The organism is Hyunsoonleella sp. J2K-J805 (assembly GCF_057167125.1).
Genome location: NZ_CM169901.1, coordinates 2,423,378 through 2,448,817 on the forward strand (window position 1 = coordinate 2,423,378; position 25,440 = coordinate 2,448,817).

Annotated in this window: 28 protein-coding genes; 6 read left to right on the forward strand and 22 right to left on the reverse strand. The window is 33.7% G+C overall.

The features are described 5' to 3' along the window. The first annotated feature begins 53 nt into the window (after positions 1–53). Complete coding sequence (locus AC1B0Z_RS10740) at positions 54–1,208, forward strand: iron-containing alcohol dehydrogenase (protein WP_483791983.1); 1,155 nt, start codon at positions 54–56, stop codon at positions 1,206–1,208. A 301-nt stretch (positions 1,209–1,509) separates the two neighbouring features. Here AC1B0Z_RS10740 and AC1B0Z_RS10745 read toward each other — a convergent pair whose 3' ends face one another. Together AC1B0Z_RS10745 and AC1B0Z_RS10750 are read right to left on the reverse strand one after the other, a co-directional pair. Continuing rightward, positions 1,510–2,028, reverse strand: coding sequence for a hypothetical protein (locus AC1B0Z_RS10745; RefSeq protein WP_483791984.1), 519 nt, complete (start codon positions 2,026–2,028; stop codon positions 1,510–1,512). A 71-nt stretch (positions 2,029–2,099) separates the two neighbouring features. Continuing rightward, the gene (locus AC1B0Z_RS10750) at positions 2,100–4,049 is read right to left on the reverse strand and encodes a YgiQ family radical SAM protein (RefSeq protein ID WP_483791985.1); all 1,950 of its coding nucleotides are present in this window, start codon (positions 4,047–4,049) and stop codon (positions 2,100–2,102) included. A gap of 369 nt (positions 4,050–4,418) precedes the next feature. Here AC1B0Z_RS10750 and AC1B0Z_RS10755 point away from each other — a divergent pair, with 369 nt between their 5' ends. After that, positions 4,419–4,772 (forward strand): hypothetical protein, encoded by a 354-nt coding sequence (locus AC1B0Z_RS10755; protein ID WP_483791986.1) that lies wholly within the window; start codon positions 4,419–4,421, stop codon positions 4,770–4,772. Positions 4,773–5,001: 229 nt separating this feature from the next. On the opposite strand, the gene AC1B0Z_RS10760 is transcribed toward AC1B0Z_RS10755, so the two are convergent. The 5 genes from AC1B0Z_RS10760 to AC1B0Z_RS10780 all read right to left on the reverse strand — a co-directional run bounded on the left by AC1B0Z_RS10760 (position 5,002) and on the right by AC1B0Z_RS10780 (position 8,861). Then, positions 5,002–5,697, reverse strand: a complete 696-nt coding sequence (locus AC1B0Z_RS10760; protein WP_483791987.1) for an ABC transporter ATP-binding protein — start codon at positions 5,695–5,697, stop codon at positions 5,002–5,004. 9 nt (positions 5,698–5,706) lie between these two features. Continuing rightward, a complete protein-coding gene (locus tag AC1B0Z_RS10765) occupies positions 5,707–7,188 on the reverse strand; it encodes a DUF5687 family protein (RefSeq protein WP_483791988.1) in 1,482 nt (493 codons plus the stop codon). Between the two features lie 13 nt (positions 7,189–7,201). After that, positions 7,202–7,603 carry a DUF2059 domain-containing protein gene (locus AC1B0Z_RS10770; RefSeq protein ID WP_483791989.1) on the reverse strand — a complete coding sequence of 134 codons (402 nt, stop codon included), beginning with the start codon at positions 7,601–7,603 and terminating at the stop codon, positions 7,202–7,204. Between the two features lie 260 nt (positions 7,604–7,863). After that, the gene (locus tag AC1B0Z_RS10775) at positions 7,864–8,526 is read right to left on the reverse strand and encodes a hypothetical protein (RefSeq protein WP_483791990.1); all 663 of its coding nucleotides are present in this window, start codon (positions 8,524–8,526) and stop codon (positions 7,864–7,866) included. Then, positions 8,523–8,861, reverse strand: coding sequence for a PadR family transcriptional regulator (locus tag AC1B0Z_RS10780; protein WP_483791991.1), 339 nt, complete (start codon positions 8,859–8,861; stop codon positions 8,523–8,525). The genes AC1B0Z_RS10775 and AC1B0Z_RS10780 overlap by 4 nt, the downstream gene beginning before the upstream one ends. A gap of 111 nt (positions 8,862–8,972) precedes the next feature. On the opposite strand from AC1B0Z_RS10780, the gene AC1B0Z_RS10785 reads away from it, so the two are divergent. After that, positions 8,973–10,037: a 2Fe-2S iron-sulfur cluster-binding protein gene (locus AC1B0Z_RS10785; protein ID WP_483791992.1), complete on the forward strand. Its 1,065-nt coding sequence runs from the start codon at positions 8,973–8,975 to the stop codon at positions 10,035–10,037. Here AC1B0Z_RS10785 and AC1B0Z_RS10790 read toward each other — a convergent pair. Both AC1B0Z_RS10790 and AC1B0Z_RS10795 read right to left on the reverse strand, forming a co-directional pair. Further along, the gene (locus AC1B0Z_RS10790) at positions 10,034–11,071 is read right to left on the reverse strand and encodes a glycosyltransferase family 9 protein (RefSeq protein WP_483791993.1); all 1,038 of its coding nucleotides are present in this window, start codon (positions 11,069–11,071) and stop codon (positions 10,034–10,036) included. The two genes, AC1B0Z_RS10785 and AC1B0Z_RS10790, sit on opposite strands and share 4 nt — an antisense overlap. 122 nt (positions 11,072–11,193) lie before the next feature. Next, positions 11,194–11,799: a DUF4254 domain-containing protein gene (locus AC1B0Z_RS10795; protein ID WP_483791994.1), complete on the reverse strand. Its 606-nt coding sequence runs from the start codon at positions 11,797–11,799 to the stop codon at positions 11,194–11,196. Positions 11,800–11,867: 68 nt separating this feature from the next. Between AC1B0Z_RS10795 and upp the strand changes: the two genes are divergently transcribed. Further along, positions 11,868–12,527: a uracil phosphoribosyltransferase gene (gene upp, locus AC1B0Z_RS10800; RefSeq protein WP_483791995.1), complete on the forward strand. Its 660-nt coding sequence runs from the start codon at positions 11,868–11,870 to the stop codon at positions 12,525–12,527. Here upp and AC1B0Z_RS10805 read toward each other — a convergent pair. Then, on the reverse strand, positions 12,516–13,439 hold the full coding sequence (locus AC1B0Z_RS10805) for a DUF6427 family protein (protein WP_483791996.1): 924 nt from the start codon (positions 13,437–13,439) through the stop codon (positions 12,516–12,518). The genes upp and AC1B0Z_RS10805 overlap by 12 nt on opposite strands. A gap of 41 nt (positions 13,440–13,480) precedes the next feature. Between AC1B0Z_RS10805 and AC1B0Z_RS10810 the strand changes: the two genes are divergently transcribed. Further along, positions 13,481–13,708 (forward strand): DUF6341 family protein, encoded by a 228-nt coding sequence (locus tag AC1B0Z_RS10810; RefSeq protein WP_483791997.1) that lies wholly within the window; start codon positions 13,481–13,483, stop codon positions 13,706–13,708. On the opposite strand, the gene purD is transcribed toward AC1B0Z_RS10810, so the two are convergent. Continuing rightward, complete coding sequence (purD, locus tag AC1B0Z_RS10815) at positions 13,703–14,974, reverse strand: phosphoribosylamine--glycine ligase (RefSeq protein ID WP_483791998.1); 1,272 nt, start codon at positions 14,972–14,974, stop codon at positions 13,703–13,705. The two genes, AC1B0Z_RS10810 and purD, sit on opposite strands and share 6 nt — an antisense overlap. 148 nt (positions 14,975–15,122) lie before the next feature. Here purD and AC1B0Z_RS10820 point away from each other — a divergent pair, with 148 nt between their 5' ends. Further along, positions 15,123–16,367 (forward strand): phenylacetate--CoA ligase family protein, encoded by a 1,245-nt coding sequence (locus AC1B0Z_RS10820; protein WP_483791999.1) that lies wholly within the window; start codon positions 15,123–15,125, stop codon positions 16,365–16,367. Here the strand turns inward: AC1B0Z_RS10820 and AC1B0Z_RS10825 are convergent. From AC1B0Z_RS10825 to AC1B0Z_RS10875, 11 genes are all read right to left on the reverse strand, one after another. Continuing rightward, positions 16,348–17,127: a glycosyltransferase family 2 protein gene (locus AC1B0Z_RS10825; protein WP_483792000.1), complete on the reverse strand. Its 780-nt coding sequence runs from the start codon at positions 17,125–17,127 to the stop codon at positions 16,348–16,350. The genes AC1B0Z_RS10820 and AC1B0Z_RS10825 overlap by 20 nt on opposite strands. Continuing rightward, positions 17,127–18,536 (reverse strand): exopolysaccharide biosynthesis polyprenyl glycosylphosphotransferase, encoded by a 1,410-nt coding sequence (locus AC1B0Z_RS10830; RefSeq protein ID WP_483792001.1) that lies wholly within the window; start codon positions 18,534–18,536, stop codon positions 17,127–17,129. Before AC1B0Z_RS10830 ends, AC1B0Z_RS10825 begins: the two co-directional genes overlap by 1 nt. 3 nt (positions 18,537–18,539) lie before the next feature. Beyond that, a complete protein-coding gene (locus AC1B0Z_RS10835; RefSeq protein ID WP_483792002.1) occupies positions 18,540–19,526 on the reverse strand; it encodes a UDP-glucuronic acid decarboxylase family protein in 987 nt (328 codons plus the stop codon). A gap of 15 nt (positions 19,527–19,541) precedes the next feature. Next, a complete protein-coding gene (locus tag AC1B0Z_RS10840) occupies positions 19,542–20,696 on the reverse strand; it encodes an MraY family glycosyltransferase (RefSeq protein WP_483792003.1) in 1,155 nt (384 codons plus the stop codon). 131 nt (positions 20,697–20,827) lie between these two features. Continuing rightward, positions 20,828–21,526: a WecB/TagA/CpsF family glycosyltransferase gene (locus AC1B0Z_RS10845; protein WP_483792004.1), complete on the reverse strand. Its 699-nt coding sequence runs from the start codon at positions 21,524–21,526 to the stop codon at positions 20,828–20,830. Then, positions 21,523–22,725 (reverse strand): glycosyltransferase family 4 protein, encoded by a 1,203-nt coding sequence (locus AC1B0Z_RS10850; protein WP_483792005.1) that lies wholly within the window; start codon positions 22,723–22,725, stop codon positions 21,523–21,525. Before AC1B0Z_RS10850 ends, AC1B0Z_RS10845 begins: the two co-directional genes overlap by 4 nt. A gap of 76 nt (positions 22,726–22,801) precedes the next feature. After that, the gene (locus AC1B0Z_RS10855) at positions 22,802–22,927 is read right to left on the reverse strand and encodes a hypothetical protein (protein ID WP_483792006.1); all 126 of its coding nucleotides are present in this window, start codon (positions 22,925–22,927) and stop codon (positions 22,802–22,804) included. Positions 22,928–23,428: 501 nt separating this feature from the next. Beyond that, positions 23,429–23,671 carry a hypothetical protein gene (locus AC1B0Z_RS10860; RefSeq protein WP_483792007.1) on the reverse strand — a complete coding sequence of 81 codons (243 nt, stop codon included), beginning with the start codon at positions 23,669–23,671 and terminating at the stop codon, positions 23,429–23,431. Positions 23,672–23,680: 9 nt separating this feature from the next. Next, positions 23,681–24,244, reverse strand: coding sequence for a hypothetical protein (locus tag AC1B0Z_RS10865; RefSeq protein WP_483792008.1), 564 nt, complete (start codon positions 24,242–24,244; stop codon positions 23,681–23,683). Next, positions 24,207–24,533, reverse strand: coding sequence for a peptidase associated/transthyretin-like domain-containing protein (locus AC1B0Z_RS10870; protein ID WP_483792009.1), 327 nt, complete (start codon positions 24,531–24,533; stop codon positions 24,207–24,209). Before AC1B0Z_RS10870 ends, AC1B0Z_RS10865 begins: the two co-directional genes overlap by 38 nt. An 11-nt stretch (positions 24,534–24,544) precedes the next feature. Next, the gene (locus AC1B0Z_RS10875) at positions 24,545–25,429 is read right to left on the reverse strand and encodes a hypothetical protein (RefSeq protein WP_483792010.1); all 885 of its coding nucleotides are present in this window, start codon (positions 25,427–25,429) and stop codon (positions 24,545–24,547) included. Positions 25,430–25,440: the final 11 nt, after the last annotated feature.

Consider the following 25,440-nt stretch of genomic DNA (forward strand, 5'->3'; position numbering starts at 1 on the left):
CTAACTATTCAAGAATTTTGTAGCAAATTAGTTTAATATCTAAATGTTACAATATGTTACAGAGTAGAAAAATATACCTGCCGCCTTTAAGTATGATAGGTCCAGGTGCCTTAAATGATCTTGCAGAAGAATTAAAAGAGTTACCTTACAAAAAAGCACTTTTTGTAACCGATAAAGTACTGATGGACATTGGCGTTGCCGAAACGGTACTAAATATGCTGGAATCTTCAAATATTAAAACAGTTGTTTTTAATGATGTAAAACCAAACCCAACAGTTAAAAATGTAAACGACGGGCTTAAGGTTTTAAAAGAAAACAATTGTGATTTTATAATAACCTTAGGGGGCGGATCGCCACAAGATTGCGGTAAAGCCATTGGTATTTTAGCAACTAATGGCGGTGATATAGAAGATTATGAAGGCATACATATGTCAAAACATGTATCTCTTCCTATCATAGCAATAAATACAACTGCTGGTACTGCTAGTGAAGTTACCATAAACTATGTAATTACCGATGAAAAGCTTCATAAAAAAATGGTGATGGTAGACAAAAATTGTTTGGTAGCAATAGCAGTAAATGACCCTGAATTAATGTTGGGAAAACCTGCTGATTTAACTGCCGCAACTGGAATGGATGCATTGACCCATGCCATAGAAACTTATGTAACCAAAGGCGCTTTTGAGTGGTCTGATACCTTAGCGCTGGAGGCTATAAAACTTATTTCTGGTAGTTTAGAAAAAGCCGTGAAAAACGGGCAGGACTTAGAGGCTAGAAATCAAATGGCCTGGGGTCAATTTATTGCAGGACAAGCATTTTCAAATGCAGGTTTAGGCTATGTACACTCTATGGCACACCAGTTAGGCGGTGTTTATGATATGCCTCATGGCGTGGCAAATGCCGTTTTATTACCACACGTAGAGCAGTTTAATATTCCAGAATGTGCGCCAAAATTAAAAAAAGTAGCTGAAGTTATGGGTGTTGATGTTTCAAACATGAGTGATACCGAAGGTGCTTATGCTGCTATAGAAGCTATAAAAAACCTATCCAAAGCTGTTGGCATTCCTTCTGGATTAAAAGAATTAGGTGTTGCTGAAAAGGATTTCGAACTTATGTCTAAAAACGCGTTAGATGACGTTTGTACTGGAGGAAACCCAAGAGAAGTAACCTTAGAAGATACCATAGGTATTTACGAAGCCGCTATGTAACAATAAAAACAGATTTTATTTAGCCTCCGGAGTTTTATATTCTGAAGGCTATTTTTTTTTTGATATAAACTTCCCTTTTTTTCGCTGGTCAAACGGTGCTGTATCATTAAAAGTACAATCATCAATATACATCAAAAACCTTTCAAAAGGTAATTTCGGAGCTATAACACTTATAAATTATAAGTCCCTAAAGGTGTAAGATCTGGATATAGGTGATAACTGATTGGAGGCGCATTAAATTCTATAGAATCTCCATTTTAACTAAACATTAAAAAAGGAGATTCTTTAATAACAAATTTATTTACCCATTACCCAGCTTTTCAAAAACAAAATCGCCTTCTCCATCTACAAGTAAAATTGCTCCTAGCGGAACATCTTCTAAAACCATTGTGCTAGATTCTAGTTTAATGGAAAAAGAGCTGAATTCACCGTCTTCTCCCGAAATAATAAGCCGACCATCCTGTAAATCCCATGTACCAATAAATGTATCTATGTTTTCACATTTTACAACATACTCCACTTCATCTTGAGTGGGATTATAATCATTAACTTCATATTGCTCCAATTTTAATGTTTGATCAGGTCTAAACTCGAAAACCATAAATTCACAACCCTCATTCAATATTAATTGAACAAAATCAACGATATCTCCAGAAACTTCCGCAAGAATAGATGCATCTTTAAAATCAATATCTCTTAATTGCCAAACACCTTCAAAAGATACTTGTTTGTCTTGTATTTCTTCCTCATCTGAAGATGTAGAACATGATACTATAAATAGTAATGCTAATAATGCCGAAAAAATTCTGGTAGTTTTCATATGTATTAATTAATGTGATTTATAACACATCGACATATGAAAAGAATGTCATTAATAAAAAATTAAAAAACTTACCTCCGCTTCTTTTTGCTCCTAAATTTCGCTTTGTTTTTCCTCTGATTAAAAGGTACAGCATCGTCAAAGGTATGTTTAGGTTTACCAGGTTTATTTTTACGCCATTTTTCTTCCTTTTTAGGAAGCAACACATCTAGTAAATCTTTACGCCCTAGTTTGTTAAGCGTATTTTTTATCCAAGCCTTGTTTTCGTCCTTATACCAGAAGAAAAAGCGATGTTGCTCATCTTTCTCTTTTTGGGTCTTAGGTGTTTTTACTTTTTTAAGGGTATAAGGGTGGTAACCGCTATAGTAGATAACCGTGGCTACCGTCATTGGTGTTGGCGTAAATCCTTGTACTTGCTCTAACTGAAAGCCCATATCTTTGGTTTCGGCAGCTAAATTTGCCATGTCTTCGGCTTCACAAGCAGGGTGGTTTGAAATGAAATACGGAATCAACTGTAACTTCAATCCTTTCTTCATATTGATTTTATCAAAACGCTCCTTAAATTTATGAAAATAACTAAAAGATGGTTTTCGCATCAATTTTAAAACAGGATCACTAGTATGCTCTGGCGCTACTTTCAATCGTCCAGAAACATGCTTGGTCATCACCTCTTCGGTGTAATCATCCAACTCTTTCGGATCGGCATTTTTATTAAACTCCGGAACCAACATATCATGGCGAATGCCACTACCAATAAACGATTTCTTTACTTTTGGATGGCTGTCCACAGCTTGATACAAATCGGTTAAAGGCTTATGAGACGTATCCAAATTACTGCAAATTACAGGCGAAATACATGATGGTGCCACACACTTATCACAAATCTCCTGTACTTTCCCTTTCATCTTGTACATATTAGCACTAGGACCGCCAATATCAGACAAATACCCCTTAAAATCCGGCATATTTGCTACCGTATCAACCTCTCGCAGTACAGATTCCTGACTTCGAGACGCAATAAATTTCCCTTGGTGCGCAGAAATGGTACAAAAACTACAGCCCCCAAAACACCCACGATGAATGTTGATGGAAAACTTAATCATCTCATACGCAGGTATCGGTCCGCGTTTATTGTATTTTGGATGCGGTAATCTTGTGTAAGGCAACTCAAAAGACGCATCAATTTCCGCCTCTGTCATTGTTGGATAAGGCGGATTTATCATCAACGTTTTATCTCCAACCTTCTGAAAAATTCTTCGAGCCGCTAGCTTATTGCTCTCCTGCTCTATTATTTTAAAATTAGAAGCATAAGCTTTTTTATTCTTTAAGCATACCTCGTGCGATTCAATCTCAACATCTTCCCAATTACTGTTTTTAGGTATTTTTGCGCTTTCATCCAACAATACTGCTGTTTGCTTAACAGTCGTTATACTGCTAAACGGCACCCCTTTTTGCACCAAACGCACCACCTCTCTTAACGGCTGCTCGCCCATACCATACACCAGCATATCTGCTTTAGAGCTCTCTAAAATCGTAGGCATCAACCTATCACTCCAATAATCGTAATGCGTTACACGACGCAAAGATGCCTCAATACCACCAATTAAAACTGGTACATCGGGCCATTTTTCTTTTAAAATATTAGTATAAACGGTTGTGGCATAATCAGGACGAAATCCAATATCGCCATTGGGCGTATACGCATCCTTTTTTCGGCGTTTTTTATTCGCATTGTAGTTGCTAATCATTGGGTCCATGCAACCACCCGTTACTCCAAAAAATAATTTTGGAGCACCAAGTTTTATAAAATCCTGAAGATTATCATTTACGTTAGGTTGTGGCACGATAGCCACACGCAAACCAAAACTTTCCAACAAACGGCCAATCACCGCAGGCCCAAACGTTGGGTGGTCCACATAGGCATCCCCGCTGAAAAGAATAACATCAAGTGCATCCCATCCGCGAATTTTTACCTCTTTATTTGTAGTAGGCAACCAACTTGAAAGTTTTAACTCCTGCATAGCGTTGCAAAAGTACACAAAATTTAACGCTTGAATGTAATGTGATTTTTTGTTTGGGCGTTACCCCGCTTTGGGCGGGGTCAGGCTCTATCCGTTGCAAGTCCTCGTCTCGCCTTAGGGCGATACTGTGGGCTTTCCACTACTATCCTTAACGCGGGCTAGTTTGCTAAAGGTATAGCCTTACTAAGGTCTTCGTTTTTTTGAAGAGTTTTTGATATCATAGCGTTTTCAATTTTCAGTATCTGTAACGTTAATGAAGTAAATTGTTTTTCAGCTTTCTAGTTCTAAAAGAATTTAATTGATTTTAGAGTTGTAAGCAATTTACACGCAACCAAATCGCTACAATTGTATCTTAAAGATAAAGCAATCATGAAAAAAACACTTTTATTAATATTCTTAACTATTGGAATATTATCTTGTTCTGATTCTGATTCAGAACCACCAATCTTAAACGGAATTTTAACTGGAAATTTTATTGAAGCTATACCTAAAAATAGTAGAACAACATTAGTTTTCAGCTCAAATAGTAATCAACTTCAAGAGAAAAGGATTTCTGATGGAGAAAACTCTGTTAGTAGAACTTTTTCAATTCGCATATTAGATGATAATATGATTCAATTAAGCAGAAATGAAGCTGACGAAATAGCACCAAGAATACTTCACTATTTAATACTTGATAATAATAGCTTTGAAATTGGAAATTTAAATAGAGATGACCCTTGAGGATACAATAATGATTTTTGAGCGGAATTAGTGTTCCAAGCAAAAAACTGCTTACAACTGTGTCTATAATTCATTACGATAGAATTCCTAATGAAGAACTAAGAGAAATCACATAATTTGAATTTACAAAATTGGATTTCTCTCTAAGTTCGAAATGATAACAATCACAAAAAATGATAGAAACTATGAAATAATTCCAATTAAATTACGATATTTTCAACCCTCTATACTAGTTTGCAAAATGCGCCTCCAACTCCTTTAATGTTGCTTCATTGGTTACCAAATCCTTTACAACTTCACCTTTTTCAAGTACTACAATGCGTTCACAAACATCTGTCACGTGTAGTAAATCATGACTTGAAATAAGAACTGTAACACCCTTTGTTTCAGCCAAATCCTTTACAATACCTTTTAATCTAATTTGTGTGGTAGGATCAAGGTTTGCAAAGGGCTCGTCTAAAATAACCACTTCAGGATTTCCAATAAGTGCAGCTACAATACCAGCTTTTTTCTGGTTTCCTTTACTTAAATCGCGTAAGTATTTCTTTTTTCCTAAAATCTCTCCGTGGAAAAAATCTTCAAACTGACTTACAAAAGCATCTACCGTGGCTTTATTTTGTCCGCGAAGCTCCCCTACAAAGTAGAAATACTCTTCAGGCGTTAAATACCCTATTAAAAAACTTTCATCTATAAAAGCCGAAGTAAAAGGTTTCCACGACTCACTTTTATTCACTTGTATATCATGTGATATGATATGCCCTGTTGTTGGTTGAATTAAATCCAGTAATAAACTAAAATACGTAGTTTTTCCAGCTCCGTTGTTTCCAACTAAACCAAAACTCTGTCCTTTTGGGATATCAAGATTTTCAATGTGTAACACCTGATTTCCGCTATATTTCTTTGATAAATTTGATGTTGCTATCATGACTTTATTTTAATTTTCTTGATCGAATGCATCAATCATTTTATATTTTGACTCTAAATACTTTCCTGTTATAAATCGCATTAACTTTTGATGAAATACAATGCCTAACACACCCATGGCAATAAGCGTGATACATGCAATTTCAAAACTTAACAACCAATTGAGCAATGCAAAAATTATCATTGGGAATAGTAACAGTGGAATACCAATAAGCCATTGTACTGCTCCTGTCCCTTGATAATTAAAGGCTGCTTTTTGGCTTAAATCTATCTTTTTCCTATTGTAGGATCCTCCCCAAAGTATCACATGCGTATTAACACCTATATTATAAATTGCTGCTGCAAAGTGGGCGAATAGAATTTTCCAACCGAAATACACATAAGGGATGCCCAACACAAACAACACTAAAACACTTAATGCCATTAAAGTAAACTTAGACTTTAAATACTGCTCGTATTTGATATTTTGACTCATTAGCAGTTTGTAATAGCCACTATCCCATGCTGGTACAAATTGCCCAAAGTTTATTAAAAAAATACCCGTTGAAAAAATGCCTATAAATATGAAAAAGAAGGTTTTATCCTGATACATGGGCTGTGGATAGAAAAATAATCCATACAGTAAGCCTAGAACTAGCATCCACACTGAAGATTTCGTGCGTTTGTTACGCCAAATCAATTTTAAATCTAATTGCATAAAGGGCGCGATATCTCCAAAATTTTTGGTCCATTCTAAATTAGATGCGTTAACCTCTTTTACTTCGGTTTTTAAGCCACTATCTAGAAAGAGTTTTTTATGCAGCAATTTGAAATTTAAAAAATACGCTATGCCTAAAATTAAAACCAAGGCTAAAACCAGAAAAGGCGATTCATAAATAGCATTATACGCGCCGCCCACTAAACCCTTAAGAGATACAATATTGAAATAATCTAGCGCGAATAGTCCTCCTGTAATTAAGATAACGGGAAGAAATGACAATTCTGTTTCCGCCGAAAAGCTTTCAATAATAAAATTCATAAAATTAATTATTAAAGTGGTGATAATTATTGCCAGTACCCAGATTAAAATTGAACCTGAAGGGTAATCTTTAAAAAAGATTAATTTAAAAGCAAAAGGAACAATTGCAAATAAGGGTAAGAAATTAAAAAAAGATAACGCTGATTTACCTAAAACAAAATTGACAACCTTACTCCTACTGATAGGCAGTGTTAACAATGGTTTTACACTCATTACAGGTAATTTCTGAAAGAAAAACCGAAATACTAAATCTCCTAAAATCCAATAGAACAAAAGTGAGTTAAAGGCAAACAACACATCTGTGTCGGGATAAATCTTTTCTAAAATTTTATCCATTACCAATCCAACAACTAGAAAGCAGACCATAAAGTATAATGCCATAAAACCCATAAAAATCTTGATACCAAGACTTTTTCCAAAACTAGCCGACCTAAAAAACCCCTTCCATTCTAAATTTAAAAAATGCTTAATCATAGCTAAAGACGTTTTAGTTATACTTTTGGGCTATCTCTTGCACTTTCATGCCCCAACTTTGCCCCATCATCATGCCTTTTTGAGCTAATGACACTTGCTTTGTTGCTAGTTTTTTTCCTATTTCTGATTTATAAAATTTTACAAGTTCTTGTATTTCATACCTTGTAAACTCAGTCATGTACAAGTCTGCCATCTCATCATACAGGCCGTCTAGAGTGCCGTAGGCTTCTTTTTTATAGGCTTCTTTATTTTCTTGGGACACCATATTCCCAATTTGGTCAATAACATCATCAAAGGCCTTTGTTGCGCCAGTTAGTTCAATAAACTCAATGGTTTCAGCTTTAAAAGTGTCATCTTCTTGAGCCTGAATTGTTACCATCGCTAACAGAGAGAATACTAGTAGAACTCTTTTCATTTGTGAATGTTTTTTGGTTAATATGAATTTTTGATGTTAGTATAAAAATAAGCAGAAATGTTACAGTTTTTTTGATTAATGTATAAGTAAAAGTTATTGTTGTATTGGTGTTTTAAGGGGTATTAGCTGATGCTTGCTTCTTTAATCCTACTTACTAAAAATCTGTAAATCCAATCAGGCATCTATTTATTTTACAAAAACCTTGATAAGATAGTTATCAATGGCTTTGATTTCGGTTTTAGCATTTATAAAATAGAATCTCAATTTAAAGTAAAATAATGTTTCTTCACTTTCATATGATTAGTATATATTGTATAACCAAAATAAGAGTAAGAAAAAATAAGAGCTAAGAAAAATAGGGTCATAATTTGACTTAAAACAGTATTTGAGCTAGATTCATTAATCATTAAGAAAACCAAAGGTAAAAATGAAAATTGTCTAAAATAACAATAACTAAAGACTGTTTTTATCTTACTTCTTAGAATTGCCAAGGACTGGTAAACTAGTATCGAGAATGATGTGGCAAAAAACACCCAACGAAGTTTGTAAACGTTTTGTGAAATTAAGCTGATATCAAAACTTACTGTTTTTGATAAAAAATAAAATAGCAAAGATAAAATTAAGCCAATACTTACTGAATACAACATTGTTTTTTTCATTAAACCTCCGCATTTATCAATCACGATTTTAGGTTTTACATATAACAAGCCCATCCAAATATTGGTAGTTTCTGTAATTAATGGTCGCCATTTATCTTTAGTAAAATAAAAAGCCTTTTCAAAAGTTAGAGATTGTTCCTCCATAAGGGCTTCAATATCGCAAACCATATGGTCAACTAACTCAATTTTAATATCAACGAAATCTATACCGCTTTTTACAACGTAAGATTCTACAATTTCGATGTGTGTCTTATCTAATATCATTGCAATCTAAATTTAGGATTTACCAATGCACGCATATTGCGAATATACTCTTCAAGTTCTGCCAATTTATTAACTGTTTCTTGCGTACCTAATTCTGTAAGCATATAGTATTTGCGCATTCTGTTGTTTACTTTTCTAAACTCAACATCAACTAACCCCTCAGCTTCTAATTTATGCAACGAGGGATATAAAGCACCTTCGGTAATTTTAAGCTCACCGTTGGTAATTTCTTTAACTTTTTGTGTAATTTCATAACCGTACATTTTGTCGTGCTCATTTAAGAGCTTCAAAATGATAGTTGTTAAACTTCCCTTATATAAATTGGTGCTTTTCATTATTTCAAATATACATAAGTTTTTTATGCATATAAAATTTATGCATTAAATTTTCAACTAAAAACATCGATAAAACGTCAGTGCTTCATTATTTTTGCTAAAAAATTTCTCATGTCTGGATTTCACAAACTTTCAATTAAAAACATAACAAGAGTTACTGAAAAATCGGTAAGTATTAGCTTTAATATCCCTGAAAACCTTAAAGAAGAGTTTCAATTTAAAGCTGGCCAATACATTACACTGAAAACGAAGATTGATGGTAATGAGGTAAGGCGTGACTACTCTTTATGTGTTTCCCCAAAACGTGGCGATTTAAAAGTGGCCGTAAAGGAAGTTGAAGGAGGTACATTTTCTGCTTACGCCAATACCAAATTAAAAGTTGGTGATACCCTAGAGGTTGCAGCACCAAAAGGGCGTTTTGTTTTTGAGCCTAATGATAATAAAACAAAAAATATTGCATTGTTTGCAGCTGGAAGCGGTATCACGCCAATTATGAGCATTGTAAAATGTGCTCTGGAAGAAGAAGTGAACAGTAAAGTGATTTTGGTGTATGGTAACAAGTCCACAAAAGATACGATGTTCTTAAATGAGCTTTTGGATCTTCAACATGAGTACAGCGAGCGTTTTTCCATCGAATTTGTATTTAGTCAAGCTGATGAAGACGATGCCATTTTCGGACGTATTGAAAAAAGTACCGTGAACTATGTGATGAAAAACAAATACAAACATATTGATGTTGATGCCTTTTATATTTGCGGTCCAGAAGGTATGATCCACACCGTTAAAAATGTATTGGCGGAACACGATATCGACGATGAGCGTGTGCATTTTGAACTATTTAAAGCAGCCAAGTCGGAAGAATCTGAAGATACAACACAGTCGACCACAGGATCAGGTAAAACTAAAATAACGGTAATAGTAGATGATGAAGAAACTACTTTTGAAATGTCTGCTAAACAAACCATTCTTGAGGCTGCCCTTGATGAAGACCTAGATGCGCCATATTCTTGTCAAGGTGGTATTTGCAGTAGCTGCTTAGCAAAAATTAAAGAAGGCGCAGCTACTATGGTCCAAAATAATATATTAACTGAAAGTGAGGTGGAAGATGGTTTGGTGCTTACTTGTCAAGCACATCCAACAACGCCATCTATTGTTATCGATTATGATGATGTTTAATCGTTCTTTTGCGAAACAACAGACTCAATTTTATTAATAATTGTTTCCGGTAGGATTGAACCACTTACTTTCTCATACCCTTTTGGCACCTTATTGCCATAAACTGAAGTCGGAATTAAAGGGAATTTTTCTCTATTTGAAAGTAGCGTGTAATCGTTTGGTTGATTAAAGGGTGCAAAACCAGCATAAGGGTGGGTGACGCCCCAAATAGTAACTGTATTAACGCCTAACATGGCGGCTAGGTGTGCATTTCCTGAATCCATAGATAACATCACATCAAGGTTGGAAATAATATCTAGTTCTTCGTCCAACGACAGTTTCCCAGCAACCGAAACAGTGTTTTTATGAAACTTTGCCCATCGATTTAGGATAGCAATTTCATTTTTGCCCCCACCAAATAGCACAATTTTATATTTTGAAGATAAAGCGGCTAATACTTCTTCCATTAGGTTTAATGGGTACATTTTACCATCATGTGCGGCAAAGGGAGCAATACCTATTAATGCCGAAAGTGTATCACCCACAATATCCTTCAATCTATTATTAAGTATAATAGGTTCAGGAAATACTGGATCAGACAAGTTTATCTTATAGCCTAATGTGCTAAATACATCAGCATATCTTTGATGTGTAGTTTTTAAAGGCTTAAATATTTTACCTGATGTTAATGCCTTTTTTTCTGTGCGCCCTTTATCAATGGAAACAAATCTTCTACACCTAATAAATTTTTTTAAAATTTTGCTCCTTAAAACGCTATGCAAATCGGCTATGGCATAAAAACTATGCGATTTATTAATGGTTCGCGCTAATTTATATAACCCGAAAGCACCTTTATGCTCTCCTTTAACATCAGCCGTAATTACCTTAACGTTTTGAATATCTCTATAAAAAGGTTTATATAATGTTTTAGTTAAAACCTTTATTCTTAATTCATCATGTTGTTTGGTAAGTGCTCTTAAAACTGGAACGGTCATCGCGACATCTCCCATAGCTGAAAGACGTATGACCAAAATATGTTTTTTTGATGTTGACATAACTAAAACCTTATGTCACTTTGAGCCTAGTCGAAACGTAGTGAAAACAGAGTTATTCACTGCTTCGCAGAATGCCTTCATGAAAGTATGCTTTCATTCATGCAATGCTCAGGATGACAGCATTATTTTTGAGAGCGCAATACAGGGTTTAGTTCATCATCATTGTACATCTTCATTTGCTTGTAAACCTTCATGTATTTATCGCCTTTCTCAATATCACTTAAAAGCGTATCAATTGCGGTGGATAAATCTACACGTTGCTCAAGTAAAACATCTAATTTTTTTTGGCATGCGGCTCTATGAGCATCTGAAGCGTCTGTGCGTGTCGCCTCCTCATTCATGTGGTAAATTTTAAGGGCCAAAATTGAAAGTCTATCAATACCCCAAGCCGGACTCTCTGTATTAATTGTGGCGTCTTGTTTTGGGGTAACGTCCTTATACTTTTCAAGAAAATAACTATCAATATATTCTACCATATCCGTTCTATCTTGATTGGATGCATCGATCTGACGCTTTAATTTTAAAGCAGCAACTGGGTTAATATTAGGGTCACGAATAATATCTTCATAATGCCATTGCACAGTATCAATCCAACACTTTCTGTATAATAAATGTTCTATTAAATTGTCCTTAGCGTAAGGGTTTTCAAAGGGTTGATCAACGGTATTAATCACATGGTATTTTTCAATAACGTCTTGAAATATCTTATTAGCTTTATCGGTAAACATAGGTATAATTTAAAGCACAAATATACTTATATTAGTTAACTTTAGCATTCTAAACCCACTCTTAAAACATGCATATTCATAACCTTTCAAAAGATAGTTCAATACTAAATAGTTTCATTTCTGAAATACGCGATGTAACTAAACAAAAGGATAGTATGCGTTTTAGACGTAATATAGAGCGTATTGGGGAAGTGCTAGGTTACGAGCTGAGTAAGACTCTTAATTTTCAAACTAAAACCATTACCACGCCTTTAGGACAATGTAATATGAATATTTATGATAATGATATTGTGCTTTGCTCTATCTTAAGGGCAGGTATACCATTGCACAACGGGCTGTTAAACTATTTTGATACTGCTGAAAATGCTTTTATTTCTGCCTACAGGCATCACAAGGAAAACCCTGAAAGTTTCGAAATTATTGTTGAATATTTAGCATGCCCCGATTTAAATAATAAAACTTTGATCTTGGCAGACCCAATGTTGGCCACTGGACAATCTATAATTGCTACTTTTGAAGCTTTACAGTCCTTTGGCACTCCAGAATCATTACATTTAGTAAGTATAATAGGTTCTCAAGAGGGTGTTGACTTTGTAGCTTCTAAATTTCCTGAAAGCACACATCTTTGGATTGGCGCTATTGACACAACGCTGAATGAAAAGGGATATATTGTTCCTGGTTTGGGTGACGCAGGTGATTTATCTTTTGGAGAAAAGCTACAAAAATAATAGAACAATCGGTACGAGTAAGAGTATGGTAAAGAAGACTTCCTTAAACCATTTTTCCTTAATAATTTCAATGTAAGTTGAAATAATAATAGCCAAAGGTGCAAACATAAATAGAAATTCTCCGCCAGTTTTTTTCGGCGCTATTATTAATAAACAAAAAGACAAAACTGTCGTCCAGATGATGATGTAGAAAGCTGGCCGCACTGCTTTTTTCTGAAAATTAATGTTTTTGATATAAAACAGTAAGGACCAGAAACCGAAGGATAGTAGTACCGTTAAAACCACCAAAAATTGAACAGTGTTATAAGCACTAAAATCAAAACTCATTTGAAAACCGTTCAAAATATGAGCTATTAAATCATATCCCAAAAAAAAGCAAATACTAAATGTAATAAGCATAACAGCGATAAGCGCTGTGATGGGAATAAGCCAATTCCTGAGCTTATTATCAGTATATAAAAAAATAGCGCTGGGTATTAAAACCAGAAATAACGCGGCCCAAGAATAACACAGTGTGGCAATAGCAATCCAAAAAGCAGCATCAAAAAGTTTCTTTTTCACGTTTTTTTTAGAACCTAAACTGATGAGTCGTCTTAAACTGAATAGCAAAAAGATGTTTGCCAAAATTAATTTTAAACTTTCGGTCGTTTGGGGCAACATTAGTAAAAACGATGCATACAGGATGATTTCAAAATTGTTGGTTTGCGTTAGATGGTTTTTGGTTGACACAAAATTTAAAACCAGCATTGAGAAATAGCTTCCCAGAAACAAAACGGTTACAATTAAAAAAGTATTAAGATTTAAAGTGTTCCCGTCACCTTCAAAAAATGAAATAAGGCAAGCCAGACTTATAATAAAAAATACAATGACAAAATTAATTGGCTTAGATTTACTAAAAATGCTTGTAATCATTAACTGTTTTTGTATTTTTGCTTCGTAAATATACTAATCATATGAAAGACTTCTTTTACGCAATACAAGATTTATTTGTTGACGTGCTTTTTGCACCTTATGATGCGTTAAGAGCATTGGAACTGGATAATTGGTGGTTGGCCAATATTGTATCGTGGATTTTCACAATTATTTGTTTTGTTGCAATAATTTATTGGATGAAGCAACTAAACATATTTGACAATAATAATGAAGAGGATAAGAGTATTTCTTCTCACTCTTTTTTATAGGTCAAATCCAATATCCTTACGATAATTCATCTTATCAAAATGTAGTTGTTCTATGCTTTGGTAGGATTTTTTTATGGCTTCTTGATAGGTTTCTCCGTATGACGTAATGGCCATTACTCTGCCTCCAGACGTTACTATTTTATTATCCTTTAGTTGTGCTCCTGCATGAAACGGAATAGAGTTTGTAATAGTGTCTATTCCTGTAATTTCCTTTCCTTTTTCATAGGCTTCTGGGTAACCACCGGAAACTAACATAATAGTTGTGGCGGCCCGCTCATCAATTTCTATATTAATAGTATCCAGTGTGCCATTGGCCATGGCTTGCAGAATCTCGACTAAATCATTTTTCAATCTAGGGAAAACTACCTCAGTTTCAGGATCGCCCATACGCACATTGTATTCAATTACCTTTGGGTCGTCTCCTACCTTTATTAATCCGATAAAGATGAAGCCCACATAGGGCAAATTATCTTTCTTTAAGCCTTCAACCGTAGGTTTTACAATGCGGTTTTCAATTTTGTTTAAAAACGCTTCCGTTGCAAACGGCACTGGGGAAACTGCTCCCATACCGCCAGTATTTAAACCTGTATCGCCTTCTCCAATACGTTTATAGTCTTTTGCAGTAGGTAAAATTTTATAGTTTGTCCCATCAGTTAGCACAAAACAGCTTAACTCAATTCCATCTAAAAACTCTTCGATAACCACTTTTGTACTTGCATCGCCAAATTTGGCGTCAACCAGCATACTTTTTAGTTCTGCTTTGGCTTCATTTAAATTATTCAAAATTACAACGCCCTTACCTGCGGCGAGTCCGTCTGCTTTTAAAACATAAGGAGGTTTTAAGGTTTCTAAAAATGCATATCCTTTTTTAACGGTGTCTTTTGTAAAACTTTCGTAAGCAGCAGTGGGGATATTGTGGCGATACAAAAACTCTTTAGCAAACTCTTTACTTCCTTCAAGTTCGGCTGCAACTTTTTGTGGTCCAATAACTGAAACATGTTTAATAGTATCGTCATTCAAAAAATAATCATGAATACCATTCACCAATGGGTCTTCTGGCCCGACAACAACCATGTCTATGTTCTTATCTAATACTAGGTTTTTTATGGCTTCAAAGTCATTCACTCCAATATTCACGTTGATTGCCACCTCTGCTGTTCCAGAATTTCCAGGTGCTACATATAGGTTTTCACATTTATCGCTTTTTGCAATTTTCCACGCAAAAGTGTGCTCTCTCCCACCAGAACCAAGTATTAGTATATTCATAGTTTGTATTGTTTCCGCAAAAATAAAATTAATGGTCGTATTACACGAATATTTTTTATTTACTTTACAACGATATCTTGTTTTTGTGAACCTATTTAATCTAACATTGAAATTAAAGGGCTTTCCGATTGAGAGAGCTAAACGCGACTTGGCAAAAATTCAATCCAAAACTGATGCTGAGTATGATGCTTACTTAAGTTCAAGAAAAAAAGCAATTGTTGAACATCACTTGATGCATAATAACTTTTACAAAGGGCTCGAAGGCATTGATACAGCCGATTGGAACGCACTTCCCGTAATTAAAAAAAGTGATTTACAAATTCCTTTAAAAGATAGGTTGTCGGATGGTTTTACCACAAAAAACTGCCATATTCATAAAACTTCTGGTTCTTCAGGTACGCCTTTAATTTTTGCAAAAGATAAGTATGCCCATGCCATGTCTTGGGCAAATTTTATGGACAGATATAGCTGGTATGGCATTAATGCAGCAACATCAAAACAAGCTCGTTTTTATGGCATCCCTCTTAATGGTATGGGATATTACAAAGAACGTTTTAAAGATATTTTAGGGAATAGATTTCGCTTTTCAGTATTCGATTTGAGTGACAAACAACTGGAATGGAATATAAAAAAATTCAAATCAACTGCATTTGAATATATAAATGGATACACAAGCAGCATCGTACAATTAGCTAAATTTTTAAAAGAAAAAGATATCGTCTTAAAAGACATTTGTCCCACTTTGAAATTATGCATAGTAACTGCTGAAATGCTTTTTGAAGACGATAAAGTTTTATTAGAAAAACAACTTGGAGTTCCCATTGCCAATGAATATGGTTCTGCGGAGTTGAGTTTAATTGCTTTTAATAATATTGATAATGAATGGCTTATAAATACTGAAGATTTATTTATTGAGATATTAGATAAAAATGACCAACCACTTCCAAACGGAAAGGAAGGGCGTATTGTAGTAACCTCGCTTTATAATTTGGCACATCCATTTATTAGATATGATTTGGGTGATATTGGTGCACTTCACGAAGCTAGTACTCCTAAAAAACCTATTTTAAAAAAAGTTTTAGGAAGAACAAATGATATGGCTACACTTCCTAGTGGGAAGAAAGCTGCTGGATTAACTTTTTACTACGTAACAAAAACTATTATTGAAGATGATGCTAATGTTAAAGAGTTTATCATTGAACAGCACACTTTGGATGTATTCAAAATAATTTATACCAGCACAGTTCCACTATCAGAATCAAAAATTAAAGCCATAGAAAAGACTATTGAAACCTATTTGGAACCTGGATTGATTGTAGATTTTGAAAGAAAAAAAGAGTTAAAACGAACCAAGGGTGGAAAACTAAAGCAATTTACTTCATTTGTGAATTAACGGTTTGTTTCGACTTCACAAAAAAGTATTCGTATAAAAAAAACAATAAACTGTAAATCGATTTTGGAACTGAAAACCCCAAACCTTTGCGGTATACCAAGTAATTATATTTTAACATACTGATTTTATTAGAGGAAATTGATTTTTTTCTAACTCTATAAATAGCCAGGGATTCTTCAATCCCCATTGCTGGTTTTTTACTTACCTCTACTGCTTTTAACCATATGAGCCAATCTTGGCGCTTCAGAAGATTAGGCGAGTATATTTTACCCAAAGTATTTGCATTATACATCCCCGTTAGGTTTCCAATGTAATTACATTTCAAAAACTTTTTATAGGTTAGTTTGGGCAATGCTTTTACAGTTTTATACAATAATTTGCTATTTTCATCCATTAAATCATAGCTGGAGAAGCAAACGTCAATATTGTGCTTTATCATAAATTCTACCTGCTTTTCAAGCTTAGATGGTTTCCAAAGATCGTCTGCATCTAAAAAAGCTATGAAGTCTCCCGAAGCCTTTTTGATACCAATATTTCTAGATACTGCGGCTCCTTGATTAACTTTATTTTGTAGCACATTTATGTTATCGTGTTTTGAGCTAAATATATTTATAATTTCCAAGGTGCCATCGGAAGAAGCGTCGTCAATTATTAAGAGTTCCCAATCGGTATATGTTTGACTTAAAACACTATTTATGGTTGCCTTTATAAAACGTTCGGAGTTGTACGTTGGAGTTATTATGGAAACCTTTGGGTTCATTAATATGCTTTCTTTTCTCCTTTTACGATGTTTATTAACGTTTGTGCGATGATTTTAATATCCAATAGTAACGACCAATTTTCTATATAAAAAATATCATATTTTATTCTGTTAATTATATCTGCATCAGATTCTACCTCGCCCCTAAATCCACTTACTTGTGCTAACCCAGTAATTCCTGGCTTAACGTTATGCCTAAACATAAAGTTATATTTATCAACAATCTTTGAGTAGGCTTCAGTATAAGATAACATATGTGGTCTAGGGCCAACAACACTCATCTCCCCCTTAAGTACATTAATAAATTGTGGCAGTTCGTCTAAACTAGTTCTTCTTAAGAATTCACCAATTTTTGTAACGCGAAGGTCGCCTTCTTTTACATAAGTACCCTTCTCCTCTTTCGTGGTTTTAAGAGACCTGTATTTATAACAATAAAACTCCTTGTAGTTGATACCGTGCCGTTTGTGTTTATAGAATAAAGGCCCCTTAGATTCTATTTTAATTAAGATAAACAAAATTATCGAGACCCATGACATTATAAACACGACCACAAATATTGAAAACACTACATCAAAACTTCGTTTTATAGATTTATTAAGTTCATTATTCAGTGATACTTCTTGAAGTGAAAGGACTGGTAAATAACTGTAATAATCAGTTTTTAGTCGCTTAGTTAATATTTTGTCAGTATTTGGTATAAACTTAATGTTGCATTTATTCCGCTCTGCATACTGAATGAATTTAGTAGTTTCTGCTTCACTTAATTCATCTATAGCACAGTATATTTCATCAATGTCTGAATTATCATTTAAATACTGATAGCAATCCTGAACACTTCCGGAATTATATTTATTACTAGCGGTACTAAATACACCTTTCAAGTTATACCCTAGTTCTGTCTTTTCATTAAACATGGCTTTAAGTTCTTTCGCACCATCTCCAGTACCTACAATTATAACATTTCGTAGGTTACCTTTTAAAAATGTTCTAAAGGCCTTTAGGCTATAGTAGCTCAAAAACTTCACAAAAGCAATTGCTAAAAAAGAGTAGACTAAATAACTAAGAGTTACTGAGGCCTGTAAATCTATACTCCTAAATGCACCTATAAATGCAAAAGTCAATATTGCATAAACAAAAAACTGCTTAATTAATAATAACACAATTGTAATGGAAGAGGAATAGCGATATACTCTATAGAACTTTGTAAAGTATGCAGATAATGACCAAAATATTACTGAATATAAAGCATAAAGAATATACTTATTATTAAGGGGATCATATGAAAAAAAGTGCAGTTCATCAGCATTGAAACTGAGAAAATAATAAGCAAAGAAGTTTATGATTACTAAATCATATATGAACATTATGGGTCTTATTACCCAAGAATATCTTCCTCGAATAAACTCCATACATTATTTCTTGATGAAATGAGAAAAGTCTTTATGTTCGCTTTTGTAAAGCTCTTCCTTTGTAAAACCCTTAAAATAGTTATACGTTATGGACATACCCTCTTTTCTGTCCACTTTTGGCTCCCATCCAAGTATTTTTTTAGCTAGTGATATATCTGGCTTTCTCTGAAGTGGATCATTAACTGGTAGGTCTTTGTAGATTACTTTGTTTTTTGTTCCTGTTAGCTTTATAATTTCTTCCGCAAAATCTCTGATAGTAATCTCGTTTGGGTTACCTATATTAACAGGATATACGTAATCGCTTAACAAAAGCCTATATATACCCTCTATTTGGTCGTCAACATAACAAAAAGAACGTGTTTGCATACCATCTCCAAAAATTGTTAAATCCTCACCACGTAATGCCTGACCCATAAAAGCAGGAATTACTCTTCCGTCGTTTAGCCTCATTCTAGGACCATAGGTGTTAAATATCCGTACGATTCTGGTTTCTATTCCATGAAATCTATGATAAGCCATGGTAAGGGACTCCTGAAAACGTTTAGCTTCATCGTAAACACCTCTGGGGCCAATTGTATTCACATTCCCGTAATAATCCTCTGTTTGTGGATGCACCAATGGGTCTCCGTAGACCTCTGATGTAGAAGCAATTAATATTCTTGCTTTTTTAGCTCTAGCCAAACCAAGTAAATTGTGTGTCCCAAGGGAACCCACCTTAAGAGTTTGGATTGGGATTTTCAAGTAGTCTATGGGACTTGCAGCAGAAGCAAAATGTAAAATATAATCTAATTTACCTCTCAGTTCAATAAAGTTCGTAACATCATGGGCAACAAACTCAAAGTTTTCGAGACCAATAAGGTGCTGAATGTTTTTCTTCTCGCCAGTAATGAAGTTGTCCATACCAACAACATAATACCCTTCCTTAACAAAACGATCACATAAATGTGATCCTAAAAAACCTGCTGCTCCAGTAATTAAAACTTTTTTCAAAATATAATATTTCTTTTATTCCCTTTGTTTGTTATTTTTAATGATATCTTTTCCTTTCTTTTTTACATCGTCTATCTTACGCCTAATCTTTATTTTACGTTTCAAATTAGAAAAACTGTAGTTATATCTGTAAAAGAAATATCCTAATATTATAACCGTAAAAACAATGACCGCAACGAGCCAAAAGTTATATGATGTACTACCTAAAATGATAACTAAATACACAAAAACTAAATTGAATGCCCCTATTATTAGGCTAGCTTTTTTATGTGAAATATTAAAATAATCTATCAAAATGTGATGCGTATGATTCCTATCTGCTGAGAATGGACTTCTTCGGTTTGCTAGTCTTATTGTGAAAACTCGCGCCGTATCAAATAATGGTACTATTAAAATACCTATGGCTATTAAAGGGATGTTCTCTACCAAAAATGGAAGTTCCTCAAGTTTGTTTGATGGAAGGGCCAAAAACTTCATTGTTAATACACTAATAACGAAACCGACTATAAGCGATCCTGTATCTCCCATAAAAATCTTATCCTCAGACTTGGAGGATAAGTTATATTTCAAAAAAGCAATTAGGCACCCGTTTAAAGTTAAACTAAGAAGTAGATAGAAATATTCTTGAGTCATGTAAAAAATTGTTGCGTATATAATTAAAATTACAATACCAACAATGGCTGCTAAACCGTCTATGCCGTCAATTAAGTTATAGGCATTAATTATTGTAACCATTATAAACCCTCCTATGATGTATGATACAAACACAGGTATGTCATGAATTCCAAAAAAACCATGAAGTGAGTGTACCATAAATGCTTCATTGCTTAGAACAAAAGCAACGGATATTAATTGAGCAACGAGTTTGGTGTAAGGAGATAGCACTACTAAATCATCCTTTAACCCAATAATGAAAAGTATTGTTAAACCAGGAATAAGAAACATGGCTTCACTATTGACTGTCCAATTTCTTAAAAAGAATAAAGCAAAAATCAATGTGTAAAAAAAAGACACCCCTCCTAAGGTTGGAGTCTTTCTAAGATGAGAGCTCCTACTATTAGGACTGTCCATAAGATTTTTATACTCTACAAGACCAATTATTTTTGGTATTGTATAGTAGGTAACTATGTAAGCACCTAAAAAGAAAAGAAATGAGTAATGCAAAGGCATCCAGCTTACTTTATAAATTATTCAAAAGTATTAAATCTAATCCATTACACCTAAATTGCTAATGATCAATAATCTTATCAAAATATCGAAGCAAGCTTTTAGACATAACTTTCATTTGTAACTACGCTAGGTTAAATTTCATTTCTAAGTACCTTAATTCCGAATTTTAAAAGATTTAGTTGCCTTTTAATTCTTGTTGGTTCTTTTATTAATCTATAAAGCCATTCTAACCCCGAATCAATAAATATTTTTGGAGCACGCTTTTTATACCCACAATAAACATCAAAACTTCCCCCTAGCCCCATATATAATGACGGATATTGTTTCGAAAAATAATCCATTAATAACTCTTGTCTAGGAGAGCCTTGGGCGACAAAAACCACATCTGGTTTTAACCTCTTAAATTCTGAGATCAAAATTTCTTTATCTCCCTCTTTCAAGAAACCATTCCTATAACCTTGTATTTTTATGCCTGGAAATTCTTGCTTTAATTTTATTATTGTCTTTTCGATAACTTCCTGGGTAGAACCTATAAAATAGAATGTTTTTGTTTCTAGGAACTCTCCAATAATATCTAACCAAAACTCTGCACCCGCTATTTTAATACTATTTAAGCCTTTGCGCTTTAAAGCCCAAACAGCGCCTATTCCATCAGGATAACCTATGTTTTGATTAATTATTTGAGTAAGCGAACTATTATTACTGTTTAGTTTTTCAGCATTTATTGCAACTAAAATTTGATGTCTTTTATTGATTAGCTGAAGTAGTTCATGCTTTGACTGGAAAGCATAAACCCTTTTACCGCATATATTACTTCTATCGCCACTCATCTTTTCAATGTCTCATATATTTGATTATATCTACTTGCGTTTTTTAACCAACTTTTCTTCTCAATTACATAGTTGTAAGCTGAAGCTGTCACGCTTTCTTTTTCTTTTTTACTTAATCCTAGAACAAAACTCATTTTATCAATTAGAGCTTGCTTTTTTCCTGCCTTGAATAAAAAACCGTTTTTATTTTCATCTACAAGTTCTTTGATACCCCCAACATCACTTCCAATAAAAATCTTTCCGTAGGCCATGGCTTCTAATGGTTTAAGAGGTGTTACAGATTCAGTGAGCTTATTTCTATATCTCGGGTTGACTATAACATCAATATCAGCGAACGCTTTAAAAACTTCATTAGGCTTTATTGAGCCCATAAAATGAACGTTGGTGGTTTTATCACTCATTTTTTCTATTAAGGCAGCTTGAATACCAGACCCATAAATAAATAATTTGGTTTGTGGGTACTTTATATTAAAATCGTTAAAAGAATTAATTAAAAAATCTATACCTTCATGTGGTGTAAGAGTTCCGATGTATCCAAAAACACATTCAGCAGCAGGACTGTTTTTGCTTACTTCTTGGGTCTTTAAATGATTGATTAACGTAACATTAACTGCATTTTTTATGATCTCTATTTTTCTATTTGGAATGCCACTCTGAACCAATTCTTTTTTTAAGTTTTCATTTATTACAACGACTTTAGAAACTCTTTTCATAACAAATAGCTCCACCTTATAAATCGTTTTTTCTATTAATTTTTTAATATAGTTTTTATTACTTTTCTCTTTATTTAACATCCAAAGAGACCGAACCTCGTAAACAACAGGGATGCTGTACTTCTTTCCTAAAAATAGTGCAGGTAGACCACAAAAAAACATCGCATGCGCATGTATAATATCTGGCTTTTCGTCGATAATGAGTTCTTTTATCTTGTTCCGGAACGAGAAAATCTTAAAAAGACGAACCAACCTTTTTAGTAGGGGTCTTTGCTTATCTGATATGTCACTTTCTTCTCGAATAGAGGTTCTTACGTAGCGTATGTTATCTAAATGCTCTTCCTGAGATGAACCACTTTGAAATGGTGACGTTATAGCTACCACCTCAATTCCAAATTCTTGTTGCGACATTAAAATATCTCTAGATCTTATGCTAGATCCAGAAATTTGCGGCAATGATTGATAAAGTACGTGTAAAACTTTCACCTATCTGTAATTTTAGGCAAAAATAACCTTTTCTAATTAGCTATTCTAACTTAAAACTAAGCCACGATTTACTGAATTATATTTTTTTACCTCTTACAAAGTTATTAATATCAACATAATTATTGTCAAAATCAATATTATCTACATTTCTACGGAATAATTTTATCTCTACTCTATCACTTTGGGGTACCAAAATGTGCATATATTGTTTTTAATAATACTCCCGTTACTTCGTTCCTCTGGAGAGGAACTATACTTTTCAGGAGTACGATACCATTCTTTAATAAAGCCATGGTTTCCAGATAATTGTATATAATTAGCATCAAAATTATTATTATGAGAAGCATTTCTTACTCTAATAGCGTCTCCGGAGCATAGGGTTATTAATTGTTATATATATAATTATTTATGATGTAATGTGCAATGTACACTGAATGTATTAGCCCTATAGTTCTATAACCTTTTTCATTTGGTTTATCATTCTCGTTGGCATAGAATATATTCGATTCGATTAAGTTGTTTGTAGAATTGTTTATGCCAAGGTACTGAATGAATAAACAAGTTGATAAGGAATCTCTGTCGACTCATTACCATTTTTTGATATCAGGAATATAGGTTGAATACATAAGTTGAAAACAAAGTGATCTCGTCAAAAAAGTGATAAGTTAGAAGGTAACCTTCATGTAGTCTTTTGATTCCGAAGTTATAAAGGTGTTAATTTTAATCCGTCAATCCAAACATGTTGGAAAGGCATAAGAATTTCTATTCGTATTGGAGCATTATTTGTTACACTAAATATTTTAGATTCATATATCCAGCCAGTATCTTCAATTATAGAGTTCTGAGAAACGTTAGAATTAATTCCCATATCCACAATACTCACAGTACTATTTCCCTGAAACACCATAATCCATACGCTTTGTAGCACATCTCCTTGTTCTCCCATAGCTCTCATCTATCCAGATATCTCATAATTTCTGTTGGTTTCTATACCTATGGGTGTTTTTAGTTCCATAACGGTCATAGTATTAATTTGTCCATCTACATACGACAAAGGGTTTTTGTTATACAAGCAACTGTTTCCTATTTTAGCTATAGAATCGGTTACCTTATTTATAATTGAATTTCTTTCAATATTCCAATAATTTGTATTACTATCAATCAATTCAAAACTCCCGTCAGGTATTAATTCTTCTTGCAGAGTGGTATCACTTACTATATTACTTCCTCCTAGATTTCCGAATTGGTTTCTTAAAAAGACTCTGTAATAATATTCTTTCTCAGGAAAAAGTTCAGTATCCCTAAAGGTAGTATCTTGTATAGATGTTCCAACATAAATCAAATCTGCTGTTGTTTCATCTATACCAGGATCTTCTTTTCTATATAACTTGTACTCATAAAAATCCTCAGGGTTTGCCTTAGACCATTTCAATCCTATTTCATTACTTGTAATATTAAATGCTGGAGATAATGTTAATGGACTAGGAAAGTAGTACGCTTGCAAAATTTGTATCCTCATATACAGCAATCTCTTCACTTTTTTGAGAATAAACGTCTTTGTCAAATGATTTATAAATATCTAATCTGTGTTCGCCTTCTGAAACATTATTAATCTCAAAGTTTCCGTTGCTATCCGTTAAGGTTTTCCAGTTCAATTTTCCATCGACACTAACCTCAACCTCTTTTTCTGGCATATTATTCAGAATAATTTTACCCGTCAAGGTGTAAGTATTTGTATTCACATTATCCTTTTCATCACAAGAAGTTACACATAAAACTATGCATAGCAGTAATATTATCTTTTTCATATAATAATCATTTAAAATTCTCTAAACGCTCTTACTCTGTGTTTTGCATCTTTTGATGTAATATCGCTCATAAAGACATTATAGGTGTTGCCTTCGGGAGTGCAGCAATCAAAAAGCCACCATCGATACTCAACGTCATTTCCACCAATACTATCATATTCTGTTGAGGACCAATAAGGAAATGACGTATTGGTAAATTCAACTGTGATATAACCTAATTCATCAATTGCAGGTAAATACCAATCATCGTAGATAGTTCCTTCCCATATTACACTATAGTTATCACAAATTCTTGCAGGAATATTATTTTCCGTGCATCTTTCTATGATTAATTCAGTATTTGCTTTTCCGTCTAATTTACTAAAAGCACCAGTTACAATACCCATACATCCCCAAGGAATATATAATTCACCATTACTATCAGAAAGGTCCTCTGTTGATGCAATTTTTCCATGTATTTCACCAAAAACATAACCTTGCTCACCTTCTTTATAGATTTTTATTATTTCTCCGCCTCCATAATGATCTCCAATTTCTAATACGTTTTTTAAATTAATTAAAACAGATACGGTTTCAGATATATTAGCAATTTTTACCTCTACAGAAGCGTTTATTTGTTTATTAAACTCATAGTCAAATAAATCACTATTATTGATATACAAACTCCCCGTGTTCTTATCAATGAGCAATGCTCCATCCGGATTTTGATCCACGATCTCAAAGGTAATATCTCCGTTGTTTATTGAAGCTTCTATTTTACCTAACAATTCGCCCTGTTGTGGGTTCTCATCTATTGTAATAGAAAAATTATCTGCTGTTATAGAAGCCACATCATCTTTATCACGGCCTAAATTTATTATCACAAAAAATATGAGAATTAAATTTTGACCTTTCATAATTCATTTTA